This is a genomic window from Pantoea sp. X-Soil-ISGK-355, assembly GCF_059730805.1.
This window is the reverse complement of sequence record NZ_AP035971.1, coordinates 232140-243769: the sequence shown is the minus strand read 5'-3', so window position 1 is coordinate 243769 and position 11630 is coordinate 232140. Positions and strand designations below refer to the sequence as shown.

11 protein-coding genes are annotated in these 11630 nt (G+C 56.9%); 3 read left to right on the top strand and 8 right to left on the bottom strand.

The genetic code is table 11. The features are described from left to right. Nucleotides 1–14: 14 nt before the first annotated feature. Nucleotides 15–632 carry an IMPACT family protein gene (locus tag AC6I8J_RS01040; protein ID WP_161733951.1) on the bottom strand — a complete coding sequence of 206 codons (618 nt, stop codon included), beginning with the start codon at nt 630–632 and terminating at the stop codon, nt 15–17. Further along, complete coding sequence (pepQ, locus tag AC6I8J_RS01035; protein ID WP_161733949.1) at nt 632–1963, bottom strand: Xaa-Pro dipeptidase; 1332 nt, start codon at nt 1961–1963, stop codon at nt 632–634. The genes AC6I8J_RS01040 and pepQ overlap by 1 nt, the downstream gene beginning before the upstream one ends. A gap of 187 nt (nt 1964–2150) precedes the next feature. On the opposite strand from pepQ, the gene fadB reads away from it, so the two are divergent. Then, nucleotides 2151–4334, top strand: coding sequence for a fatty acid oxidation complex subunit alpha FadB (gene fadB / locus AC6I8J_RS01030; RefSeq protein ID WP_497825007.1), 2184 nt, complete (start codon nt 2151–2153; stop codon nt 4332–4334). A gap of 10 nt (nt 4335–4344) precedes the next feature. Further along, a complete protein-coding gene (gene fadA, locus AC6I8J_RS01025) occupies nt 4345–5508 on the top strand; it encodes an acetyl-CoA C-acyltransferase FadA (RefSeq protein ID WP_161733945.1) in 1164 nt (387 codons plus the stop codon). A 70-nt stretch (nt 5509–5578) separates the two neighbouring features. On the opposite strand, the gene fre is transcribed toward fadA, so the two are convergent. From fre to pepE, 3 genes are all read right to left on the bottom strand, one after another. Then, nucleotides 5579–6280 carry an NAD(P)H-flavin reductase gene (fre, locus tag AC6I8J_RS01020; protein WP_008926461.1) on the bottom strand — a complete coding sequence of 234 codons (702 nt, stop codon included), beginning with the start codon at nt 6278–6280 and terminating at the stop codon, nt 5579–5581. A gap of 41 nt (nt 6281–6321) precedes the next feature. Next, nucleotides 6322–7806, bottom strand: coding sequence for a 4-hydroxy-3-polyprenylbenzoate decarboxylase (gene ubiD, locus AC6I8J_RS01015; RefSeq protein WP_161733943.1), 1485 nt, complete (start codon nt 7804–7806; stop codon nt 6322–6324). Nucleotides 7807–7886: 80 nt separating this feature from the next. Beyond that, complete coding sequence (gene pepE / locus AC6I8J_RS01010; RefSeq protein ID WP_260060182.1) at nt 7887–8612, bottom strand: dipeptidase PepE; 726 nt, start codon at nt 8610–8612, stop codon at nt 7887–7889. Between the two features lie 206 nt (nt 8613–8818). Between pepE and rfaH the strand changes: the two genes are divergently transcribed. Continuing rightward, nucleotides 8819–9307 carry a transcription/translation regulatory transformer protein RfaH gene (gene rfaH, locus AC6I8J_RS01005; RefSeq protein WP_033734838.1) on the top strand — a complete coding sequence of 163 codons (489 nt, stop codon included), beginning with the start codon at nt 8819–8821 and terminating at the stop codon, nt 9305–9307. Here rfaH and tatD read toward each other — a convergent pair. From tatD to tatB, 3 genes are all read right to left on the bottom strand, one after another. After that, a complete protein-coding gene (gene tatD / locus AC6I8J_RS01000) occupies nt 9304–10086 on the bottom strand; it encodes a 3'-5' ssDNA/RNA exonuclease TatD (protein ID WP_497825006.1) in 783 nt (260 codons plus the stop codon). The genes rfaH and tatD overlap by 4 nt on opposite strands. Before the next feature lie 88 nt (nt 10087–10174). After that, nucleotides 10175–10933 carry a Sec-independent protein translocase subunit TatC gene (tatC, locus tag AC6I8J_RS00995; protein WP_161733937.1) on the bottom strand — a complete coding sequence of 253 codons (759 nt, stop codon included), beginning with the start codon at nt 10931–10933 and terminating at the stop codon, nt 10175–10177. Continuing rightward, nucleotides 10933–11628: a Sec-independent protein translocase protein TatB gene (gene tatB, locus AC6I8J_RS00990; protein WP_161733935.1), complete on the bottom strand. Its 696-nt coding sequence runs from the start codon at nt 11626–11628 to the stop codon at nt 10933–10935. Before tatB ends, tatC begins: the two co-directional genes overlap by 1 nt. Between the last annotated feature and the right edge of the window lie 2 nt (nt 11629–11630).

The following is an 11630-nucleotide window of genomic DNA, read 5'->3' as shown; positions in this document are numbered from 1 at the left end:
AATAGAGATGAATATCAGGGTGTGAGCGGGATCAGCGATAACGCGCCCCGACTAAAGTCTGACAGATTTTGTTTGAATCCGTCGATCTGTCCATAAGGGACAGCCAGCGTCAATGCAATGCGATCCTGAAACTGACTGTCGGTCACCTTACCGTCGAAACGCTGAACCAGCCGTTCTATGTCGCTGAGCTGTGAATAGTCACACTGCAGTGTGAACAGCTTCATCGGCACTTTGCGCTGCCGTGGCAGCAGCTTAAGCCCCTGCTGGACCCCACCGCCATAGGCTTTCACTAAGCCGCCGGTTCCCAGCATGATGCCGCCATAATAACGCACCACCACGGCGGTAATCTCGCCAATATCTGCGCCCATCAGCTGCGCCAGCATCGGTTTGCCGGCCGTGCCCGAAGGTTCACCATCATCAGAGAAGCCAAGCTGCTGAGAATCATTCGGCGCACCCGCGACCCACGCCCAGCAGTGATGCCGGGCAGTGGGATGCTCGCTTTTAACCTGCTGGACAAACGCGCGCGCCGCTTCTGCACCCTCGGTGTGCGCCAGTAGCGTAATGAAGCGACTCTTTTTGATCGTCTCCTCACTGCTGCTCAGGGGCACAGCGGGAATATCAAAGGCCTCCATCAGGCCAGGTGCAGATCGCGGGTCATGTTCTCAACGCGATGCGCATGGATCACCACGTTGTCTTCGATACGAATCCCGCCATAAGGCCGAAGCGCATCAATGGCCTGCCAGTTAAAGTACTGACTAAAACGGCCTGCACGCAGCGGCGCCAGTAATGAGTCAATAATATAGAAGCCCGGCTCGATGGTTAAGACCATGCCCGGTTGCAGCACTCGGGTGCAGCGAAGATAAGGATATTGCGCAGGCGCGGCCAGATGCGTGCCCTGATCATCCTGCATAAAGCCAGCCACGTCATGCACCTGCAGACCCAGCGGATGCCCCAGGCCATGAGGCATAAACGGACCGGTCAGATCTTCAGCCACCAGCGCTTCTTCGCTGATCCCCTGCACCAGCTCAAACTTCAGCAACATCTTCGCAATACGCTGGTGCATCTGAAGATGATAATCGGTGTAGCGCACGCCCGCTTTCAGCGTAGCGATCAGCGCCAGCTCTTCCGCGTTCATTGCCTCAATCATTCTGGCATAGAGCGAACCACTCTGCGCCGCATAGCTGCGGGTCAAATCGGCGGCATAGCCAAGATACTCAGCACCGGCATCAATCAAAAAGCTGTGGCGTTTCGCCGGTGGCTGATGATCCAGCCGGGTATAGTGCAACACGGCAGCGTGTTCATTCAGCGCGATGATATTGCCGTAAGGCACATCGGTGTCGCGATGACCGGTTGCGGTCAGATACGCCTGATTGATATCGAACTCGCTTAAGCCCGCTGCGAACGCCTCTTTCGCTGCGCGATGGCCAGCCACTGCCAGCTTCTGTGCCTGACGCAGACAGGCGAGTTCATAATCGGTTTTGATGCTGCGATGGAAATGCAGAAAGTCGATCACCGCTTTGGGATTGATATTGCCAGAGGCGATACCGAGCTGAGCCGCGCGCGCGTTGACCGGGCCGATATAAGCGACGTTATCGCGCTGTGCGGGCAGCAGTTGCGCAATCTCATCAGCATTTTTCAGGCCAATGACCTCAACATCCGCGGTCCAGAAACTATCCGGCAGCGGTTCGACGTTATGCCAGTAATCCACCGGAGAGTAGAACCACAGTTTCGGTTTGTTCACCCCGTCAATCCACAGCCAGCAGTTAGGCACCTGCGTCACCGGCACCCAGGCCTTGAACTGTGGATTCACCTTGAACGGATAGGTGTGATCATCCAGAAACACCGTCAATAACTCACCGGAATGGATCAGCATCGCATCCAGTTTGTTGCGTGCCAGCACCTGCTGCGCCCGTTGTTGCAACGTGGCGATATGCGCGTGATACAAGGTCTTCAGTGAATCCATTGACGTCTCTCCAGTGTCGCGAAATGGCCGCAAGTTTAGCATACCCCTTGCGCAGATGCCGATGTCAGCACTGCTGTGATCTTGTTAGCAAATAAGCAAAGAGCCGTTTGCAATTAATTAACATCGCTCCCACACTCACGATCATCTGGTATGACCAGATCACCTTTCGCGGTTTCAGGAGACGCACATGCTCTACCAAGGCGCTAACCTTACTCTTCACTGGCTGGACGATGGCATCGCCGAGCTGGTTTTTGACGCTACAGGCTCGGTCAATAAGCTCGATACGCAAACGGTCGCCAGTCTGGGCGAGGCGATTGCGGTACTGGAACAGCAGCCAGAACTGCGCGGCCTGCTGCTGAGCTCCGCTAAACCTGCTTTTATTGTGGGCGCGGATATCACCGAGTTTCTTTCTCTGTTTGATGCACCCACCGAAAAACTGAGTCAGTGGCTGAGCTACGCCAACAGCATCTTCAACCGTCTGGAAGATTTACCGGTGCCGACTCTGGCCGCCATTGACGGCTATGCGCTGGGCGGCGGATGCGAATGCGTACTGGCAACCGATCTGCGTATCGCCACTGCGGATGCCCGCATTGGCCTGCCGGAAACAAAACTCGGCATCATGCCCGGATTTGGCGGCAGCGTGCGACTACCGCGCCTGCTGGGTGCGGACAGCGCGCTGGAAATTATTGCGGCGGGCAAAGATATCGATGGCAATGCCGCCCTGAAACTCGGGCTGGTCGATGCGGTCGTGGCGCGTGAGAAACTGCGCGAGGCGGGGATCACCATGCTTAAGGCCGCTGCCGCAGATGACAGCTGGCGCGCACGCCGTGCACCGAAACTGGCACCGCTGAAACTCAGCCCGATTGAAGCGGCGATGAGCTTCACGATTGCGAAAGCGATGGTGCTGCAGACCGCAGGTAAACACTATCCCGCTCCGCTAATGGCCGTAAAAACAATTGAAGCGGCGGCCAGCCTGGGTCGTGATGATGCGCTGAAACTTGAAACGGCGGCGTTTGTGCCCCTGGCGCAGTCTGATGAAGCCCGCGCCCTGGTCGGCATCTTTCTCAACGACCAGTACGTTAAAAGCCTGGCGAAAAAACGCGGCAGCGAAAGCGGCGCACCGGCTCAGGCAGCCGTACTGGGCGCGGGCATCATGGGTGGCGGCATCAGCTATCAGTCGGCCTGGAAAGGCGTGCCGGTAAGAATGAAAGACATTAACCCCCAGGCGTTAACCCTGGGGATGAACGAAGCTAGCAAGCTGCTCAATAAGCTGCTGGAGCGCGGCAAAATCGACGGCAGTAAACTCGCCAGTGTGATCGCCACTATTCAGCCCACCCTGGATTACGCCGGTTTTGACCAGGCCGATGTGGTGGTGGAAGCCGTAGTAGAGAACCCGCAGATCAAGGCCAAAGTGCTGGCGGAAACCGAACAGCATCTGCGTCAGGATGCGATTCTGGCCTCCAATACCTCAACCATTCCTATCACCCAGCTGGCACAGGCGCTGCAACGCCCGGAAAATTTCTGTGGCATGCACTTCTTCAATCCGGTGCCGCGTATGCCGCTGGTTGAAGTGATTCGTGGCGAGAAAACCAGTGAAGCAACACTGAGTAAAGTCGTGGCATGGGCCAGCAAAATGGGCAAAACACCCATCGTGGTGAATGACTGCCCCGGCTTCTTTGTCAATCGTGTGCTGTTCCCCTACTTCGCGGCTTTCAGCCTGCTGCTGCGCGACGGCGCTGATTTCCGTCAGATTGATAAAGTGATGGAAAAACAGTTCGGCTGGCCGATGGGGCCGTCATGGCTGCTGGATGTGGTGGGCATCGATACCGCGCACCACGCACAAAGCGTGATGGCCGATGGTTTCCCGGATCGTATGAAGCATGACTATCGCGATGCGATAGACCTGCTGTTTGATGCCGGTCGTTTTGGTCAGAAAAATGGCAAAGGCTTCTGGCGCTGGGAAGAGGATAAAAAGGGCAAGCTGAAGAAAGTGCCGGATGCGGAGGTAGATACGCTGCTACAACAGGTCTGTCAGCCCGCGCGGGCCTTCAGTGATGAAGAGATCCTGAACCGTATGATGCTGCCGATGCTGAATGAAGTCGTGCGCTGCCTGGAAGAGAAGATTATCGCCTCGCCAGCAGAAGCGGATATGGCGCTGGTCTATGGTCTCGGCTTCCCGCCGTTCCGTGGCGGCGCTTTCCGCTACCTTGATACCCTGGGCAACAGCAATGTGGTCGATCAGGCCCGGCGCTACAGCGCACTTGGTGGCCTGTATGCCCTGCCTGCGCTGTTGGTGCAGAAAGCCCATCAGCATGAAAGCTGGTATCCCGCCGCCAAACCGATTGATGAAGCCGCGCTGAAAAGCGCCTGAGGGCAAGAAGATGGAAAATGTGGTGATTGTTGATGCGGTGCGCACGCCAATGGGACGTTCAAAAGGCGGCGCCTTTCGGAACGTGCGCGCTGAAGATCTCTCTGCGCACCTGATGCGCGAAATTCTGAGCCGTAACCCGGCGGTGAACCCGACATCCCTCGACGACATTGTCTGGGGCTGCGTACAGCAGACGCTGGAACAGGGATTTAATATCGCGCGTAACGCCGCGCTGCTGGCCGAAATCCCGCACTCTGTGCCGGCCACCACCGTTAACCGGCTGTGTGGTTCGTCAATGCAGGCGCTGCACGATGCGGCCCGCGCCATTATGGTCGGCGATGCGCAGTGCTGCCTGATTGGCGGTGTGGAGCATATGGGACACGTGCCGATGAATCACGGCGTGGACTTTCATCCTGGCCTGGGCCGCACCGTCGCTAAAGCTGCGGGTATGATGGGCTTAACCGCCGAGATGCTGGCGCGTATGCATCATATCAGCCGTGAGCAGCAGGATGCGTTTGCCCTGCGTTCGCACCAGCGCGCATGGCAGGCCACCCGACGTGGGGACTTCGCAACGGAGATTGTCGCCACCTGGGGTCACGACAGCGATGGCATTCTTAAGCGCTATGATTGCGATGAGGTGATCCGCGAGGAGACCAGCGCCGAAGGTCTGGCGGCGCTCAAACCGGCCTTCGATCCTGTGAATGGCACCGTCACAGCGGGTACGTCGTCGGCCCTGTCAGATGGCGCGGCCGCCATGCTGATTATGAGTGAATCACGCGCCCGTGAACTGGGGCTGACGCCACGCGCACGTATCCGCAGCATGGCAGTGGTCGGCTGTGATCCGTCGATCATGGGCTACGGACCGGTACCGGCCAGCAAACTGGCATTAAAACGGGCGGGACTGAGCGTCAGTGATATCGACGTGTTTGAGCTGAACGAAGCCTTTGCCGCACAGACCCTGCCCTGCATCAAGGACTTAGGTTTGCTGGAGCAGATGGATGAGAAGGTTAATCTGAATGGCGGCGCGATTGCGTTGGGCCATCCGCTGGGCTGTTCCGGCGCACGCATCAGCACCACATTACTGAACATCATGGAACGCCGCGATGCCCGTTTTGGCCTTGCCACCATGTGCATCGGACTGGGCCAGGGGATCGCAACCGTATTCGAGCGTCTGTAATACGTTGAGTCTTACTTTGTCAGATTTACCCGCCGTTGATCGGCGGGTTTTTTCTGTCTGCTACCAGCTATCAGATAAAGGCAAACGCATCGCCATACATCTGTGATTCCACTGCACCACGCTCGGCACAGAAACGATCGCGGGCAATCTTCGCCATCTCAAAACGTCCGGCGATATAAATCTCATGCTCGCTCAGCGTGCTGAAGTCCTGCATCACTGCGGTCAGTACCGTACCAGAACGACCCTGCCAGCCCGCTTCGGGCTGCTCGACCACCGGGATCACTTTCAGGTTCGGATGCTTGACGGCCAGCGCATCCAGCTCATCCATATCGTACAGGTGCTTAAGCTCACGTCCGCCCCAGTAAATGGCGATGTCGCGCTCTGGCTGTTCCGCCAGCGCGGTGAGCAGAATGGAACGGGCATAGGAGAAACCGGTACCGCCTGCAATCAGGATCAGCGGTTTAGTGCTCTCTTCGCGCAGCCAGGCATCGCCGTGCGGCATATCAACGGTGATCTGGCGATCGTTACGGATGCGATCCATAACGGCCATGGCATAGAGGTTCAGATCGGACGCGCCGATATGCAGCTCGATGATATCTTTTTCCATCGGCGTTGAGGCCAGTGAGAACGGACGCTTGTCGCGCTCATCCATCACTACCATCAGATACTGTCCCGCGCGAAAACTGAATTCCGCTTCAGGGATCAGGCGAACGCGATAGACCGTGTCGGTAATCGCCTCAACTGAAGTTACTTTACAGCTTAACGTTGTCATGCGTTCCCTCTGTCGGGTCGTCTTTATGGTTGTGCTCGCCATCAACGCTGTGGCGGCTGATCAAAAATACCTAGCTCATCCCAGATAGCATCAATGCGCGCGGTGACCGCCGGATCTTTAACGATGGGGGTACCCCATTCGCGCTGCGTTTCACCTGGCCACTTATTGGTCGCATCCATCCCCATTTTCGACCCCAGCCCGGAAACGGGCGAGGCGAAATCGAGATAATCGATCGGGGTATTTTCCACTAATACCGTATCACGGGCCGGATCCATACGCGTGGTAATGGCCCAGATCACGTCGTTCCAGTCACGCGCATTAACATCATCGTCACACACAATAACAAATTTGGTGTACATGAACTGCCGTAAAAACGACCACACGCCAAACATGACACGTTTGGCGTGCCCGGCGTACTGCTTTTTAATCGTTACGACCGCCAGCCGGTATGAGCAACCTTCCGGTGGCAGATAGAAGTCCACGATCTCCGGAAACTGCTTCACCAGGATTGGCACCAGCACTTCATTCAGCGCCACACCCAACACCGCAGGCTCATCCGGCGGACGGCCGGTGTAGGTGGAGTGATAGATAGGCTTATGACGCTGCGTAATATGTGTCACGGTAAACACCGGGAAGCTATCTACTTCATTGTAGTAGCCGGTGTGATCGCCGTAAGGTCCTTCTGGTGCCATATCGCCCGCTTCGATATACCCTTCCAGCACGATTTCAGCACTGGCCGGCACTTCGAGATCGTTCGACAGGCACTTCACCACTTCGGTTTTATTGCCGCGCAGCAACCCGGCAAACGCATATTCTGACAGCGTGTCAGGCACCGGCGTGACGGCACCGAGAATAGTGGCGGGATCGGCACCCAGCGCCACCGAGACCGGAAAACGCTCACCCGGGTGCGCTTTCTTCCACTCCAGATAATCGAGCGCGCCACCACGGTGCGATAGCCAGCGCATAATCAGACGGTTTTTGCCGATCACCTGCTGTCGATAAATGCCCAGATTCTGCCGCTCTTTATGCGGGCCGCGCGTCACGGTCAGTCCCCAGGTAATCAGCGGTGCCGCATCGCCAGGCCAGCACTTCATCACCGGAATGCGGGTCAGATCGACTTCATCGCCGCTGAACACCTCTTCCTGACAGGGTGCATTGCGCAGACGTTTGGTCGGCATGTTCAGGACCTGCTTAAACTGCGGCATCTTATCGAACAGATCGCGGAAGCCTTTTGGCGGCTCCGGCTCTTTCAGGAAGGCCAGCAGTTTACCCACTTCGCGCAGTGCGCTGACCTCCTCCTGGCCCATGCCCATGGCCACGCGCTTTGGTGTGCCGAACAGATTGCACAGCACCGGCATGTCGTACCCTTTCGGGTTTTCAAACAGCAGAGCGGGACCACCGGCACGCAGGGTGCGGTCGGCAATTTCGGTCATTTCCAGTTCAGGATCGATCGACTGGGTAATGCGCTTTAACTCACCGCGCTGTTCGAGCAGCGCGAGAAAGTCTCTTAAATCGTGATATTTCATGCGGCTTTAGCTTTCCGGCCAGAGTGAGTCGGCCATTATAGGTCTGATTACATGGAGATGCTGAGGTTTATATGGCGGCCTCATACGCACTGAAAGGGAACCAGCGGTTGTAACGCACGGGCATCGTGATACCCCTGAATCGGCTCGCCGTGGTGAAACAGTTTAAAATCTTCGTTACGCACGCTGTGATAACGCAGCTGGTTGTCATGCAGGTGCAGAAAACTGCCTTCACGCAGTGCAATGACCGACTCGGCAGGGTTAACTGCACAGAACTCCGCCAGGCGTTCATCGCGGGTTTCGCCCATATGGCCGCTGACGCTGGCATCCAGATAGTGGGGATTGATCTGCACCGGGAAGAGGCCCAGGGCAGGCAACACCACGCTGCTGCGCACCGGCATATCGTTAGTGGTACGGATTGAGGGCGTTGCCACGTTGCAGCCTGCGCTCCAGCCGACATAGGGTACCTGCCGCTCCCGCACCGCGCGCTGAATCACTCCGATCAGACCCTGTTCATGCAGCATCTGATTCAGAAACCATGTGTTGCCACCGCTGACCAAAATCAGATCTGCCTGGGCAATCGCGTCAGCTGGCGAAGCAAATGCCTGAACTCGCTCCACCTGAATTCCAAGAGAAGCACTGAGCTCGGCAGCACGCTGCTGCTGGTCGCCACGAATAATTGCGTAGGGGATCAGTACCGCCGCTCGGATAGCGCGTCGGGCGATCATGGCGTGCAGCTGTGGCTGCGCATAGCCCAGCAGCGCCGCATCATCCGCCAGCTTGCCATTGCTCAACAGAAAGAGTTCCATCAGAGGATCCTTATGCAGATGTGATAGTCATCGAGTCTGATACAGAGCAATAGCAGACGTCAATTACCCATCAATGCTTTTACTGCTATCCGGCATGTTAAGAAAAGTCTCAGTTTATTTTCGCTGCGGGGCGCTTTACCCTGCCCCTGCGCTATAACTCTGGCAGCAGGTTTGCTATTCTTAGCGTCCATTCAATGGGAGCAGTTATGGAATCCTGGTACTTACTCTATTGCAAACGTGGTCAGCTATTGCGCGCGAAGGAGCATCTGGAGCGGCAGGAAGTGCATTGCCTCAGTCCAATGATCGCTCTGGAAAAGATCGTGCGCGGCAAACGCACCACGGTGAGTGAGCCACTGTTTCCAAATTATCTGTTTATCGAATTCGATCCGGAAGCGATTCACACCACGACGATTAGCAGCACACGCGGTGTCAGTCACTTTGTACGCTTCGGCACCACCCCCGCAACCGTGCCGTCAGCGGTGATCGAAGCGCTGGAAACCGATGTTCCGCAAATCCTGCTTGACCCTGAGACACCGCAAAGCGGCGATGAAGTTGTCATCACCGAAGGGACGTTTGAAGGGCTGCGCGCCATTTTTGCCGAGCCGGATGGTGAAACGCGCTCGATTCTGTTACTCAATCTGCTGAACAAGCAGGTAATGCGCAGCGTCGACAATAAGCAGTTCCGTAAGATTTAAGCCAGTCTGAATAACGCCCGCGCATTCTGATCGATGCGGGTCGCCAGCTCTTCGGTATTCTCGCCGCGCCATGTCGCCACCTGATGCACAATATGCGGTAAAAAGCAGGGTTCGTTCCGGCGTGAGGTCGGACGCGGGCGCATGTCGCGCGGCAGCAGATAAGGCGCATCGGTTTCCAGCAGCAGGCGGTCAGCCGGGATCAGTGGCAGCAACTCGCGCAGTTCCAGACCACGACGTTCATCGCAAACCCAGCCCGTAATCCCCACCGATAATCCCATTGCCAGACAGGCTTCCAGCTCGTCACGCGTGCCGGTAAAGCAGTGGATGACTGCACCCGGCAGTTTTGGCAACCAGGGTTCAAGTACCGCCGTGAAACGCGCATGGGCTTCACGGCAGTGCAAAAACACCGGCATATTGAGTTCTGCCGCCAGCGCCAGCTGCGCGTCAAACGCATACTCCTGCTGCCCATGAGCCGACAGGTTGCGGTTGAAATCAAGTCCGCACTCACCAATAGCCACCACTTCCGGTTTTTCAGCCAGGCGACGCAGGGTGCTGGCGATTTCCGAGGACCATTCGCTGGCATGGTGAGGGTGAACGCCTGCAGTAGACCAGCAGAAGCCGGGTTGAGCTTCAGCCAGTCGCTGAGCCTGCTGGCTCTCCAGCGCGTTAGTGCCGGTAATAAGCATGCCGGTGACGCCCGCATCACGCGCGCGTTTAACCACCTTTTGCCGGTCGGAGGCGAATTGCGTGCTGGTCAGGTTTACACCGATATCAAACATAATATTTCCCACTGTTTATAAACAAAAACCGCCCATCAGGGCGGTTTGGAGTGAACGCTTCCCGCCAGTGCGGGTAAGGCTGTCAGCATCAGGCGTCAGTGTTCTCTTCCTCATCCTGTAAGCGTCGGCCTTTACCCACGTAGTACCGGGAAAAGAATACGCCGACTTCAAACAGGCAGTACATCGGAATAGCGAGCAAAGTTTGGGAAAAAACATCCGGCGGTGTGAGCAACATCCCGACCACGAAGGCGCCCACCAGAATATAGGGGCGTTTCTTCTTCAACTCTTCCGGACTGGTGATCCCGGTCCAGCACAGCAACACAATCGCTACCGGCACTTCAAACGCCACGCCAAATGCCATAAACAGCGTCATGACAAAATCGAGGTACTTAGAGATATCCGTTGCGACGGTGACGCCAATCGGTGCGGTCTTGGTGAAAAAACCAAATGCCAGCGGGAAGACCACGAAATAGGCAAAGGCTACGCCGAAGTAGAACAGGAAGGTGCTGGAAAAGAGCAGCGGCATTACCAGCCTGCGCTCATGCCGGTAGAGCGCAGGGGCGACAAAGGCCCAGACCTGATAAAGGATCACCGGCACCGCGAGAAACACCGATACAATAATGGTCAGCTTAATCGGGGTGAAAAACGGTGAGGCCACATCGGTCGCGATCATGCTGGACCCGACCGGCATCTGACTGATCAGCGGTGCGGCGACCAGCTGGTAGATGTCGTTGGCGAAGTAAACCAGCATCAGGAAGATCGCCAGTACGGCGATGATGCAATTCAGCAGGCGCTTACGCAGCTCAATCAGATGGCTGATGAGCGGTTGGGTATCTTCAACGGCCATTATCGTTCATCACTTGCAGAAGAGGAGGGTACGGAATGACGCGCAGCATCAGTCGGTCTGGCGGCATCACCTGCGGGTGCCTGTGCCGGTGCACTCGCCGCGGTGGCGGGCGCGGCAGAGGATTGCACAGCCGGAGCTGATGAAACTGCTGACGAAACCTGTGCCGGAGACGTGGCGACTGCAGCAGGTGCAGCGGAAGGTTGCACCGCCGGGCCTGATGCTGATGACGGACTCTGTGCCGCGGCACTGGCCTGATGCGCTGCTGATGCAGGCGTCACCGAAGACTCAGCGACAGCAGGCTCAGATGCCGGCACTGCAGCAGAAGCCGCATGAGGCGCGGGCCTGTGCTGAGCCGAATGGATGGTGTTCGCCTCGTCTTCTTCTTTTTCAATGTCGATGCTCTGGCTGACCGAGCGCTTCATTGAATCCGCCGTTTTACGCAGCTCTTCCATCGACTCTTTCAGCTCAGGGGAGAGCGTGCCGCGGCCCGCTTCTTCCACCTTTTTCAGGCTCTCCTGCAATTCCTGCAGCTTGAGCTCCTGCGCCAGTTCATGTTGTACATTGGCTGCCAGCGAGCGAATCGCCCTGATCCAGCCGACCACGGTTTTCACCGCGACCGGTAAACGTTGCGGGCCGAGAACAATCAGCCCGATAACGAACACCAATACCAGTTCACTAAAACCAATATCGAACACGG

Excerpts from the sequence above, each read along its gene's own strand:
- tatC (WP_161733937.1), bottom strand. The coding sequence starts at position 10,933 with ATGGCCGTTGAAGATACCCAACCGCTCATCAGCCATCTGATTGAGCTG.
- ubiD (WP_161733943.1), bottom strand. The coding sequence starts at position 7,806 with ATGAAATATCACGATTTAAGAGACTTTCTCGCGCTGCTCGAACAGCGC.
- pepQ (WP_161733949.1), bottom strand. The coding sequence starts at position 1,963 with ATGGATTCACTGAAGACCTTGTATCACGCGCATATCGCCACGTTGCAA.
- rfaH (WP_033734838.1), top strand. The coding sequence starts at position 8,819 with ATGGAATCCTGGTACTTACTCTATTGCAAACGTGGTCAGCTATTGCGC.
- pepE (WP_260060182.1), bottom strand. The coding sequence starts at position 8,612 with ATGGAACTCTTTCTGTTGAGCAATGGCAAGCTGGCGGATGATGCGGCG.
- AC6I8J_RS01040 (WP_161733951.1), bottom strand. The coding sequence starts at position 632 with ATGGAGGCCTTTGATATTCCCGCTGTGCCCCTGAGCAGCAGTGAGGAG.
- tatD (WP_497825006.1), bottom strand. The coding sequence starts at position 10,086 with ATGTTTGATATCGGTGTAAACCTGACCAGCACGCAATTCGCCTCCGAC.
- fre (WP_008926461.1), bottom strand. The coding sequence starts at position 6,280 with ATGACAACGTTAAGCTGTAAAGTAACTTCAGTTGAGGCGATTACCGAC.
- fadA (WP_161733945.1), top strand. The coding sequence starts at position 4,345 with ATGGAAAATGTGGTGATTGTTGATGCGGTGCGCACGCCAATGGGACGT.
- fadB (WP_497825007.1), top strand. The coding sequence starts at position 2,151 with ATGCTCTACCAAGGCGCTAACCTTACTCTTCACTGGCTGGACGATGGC.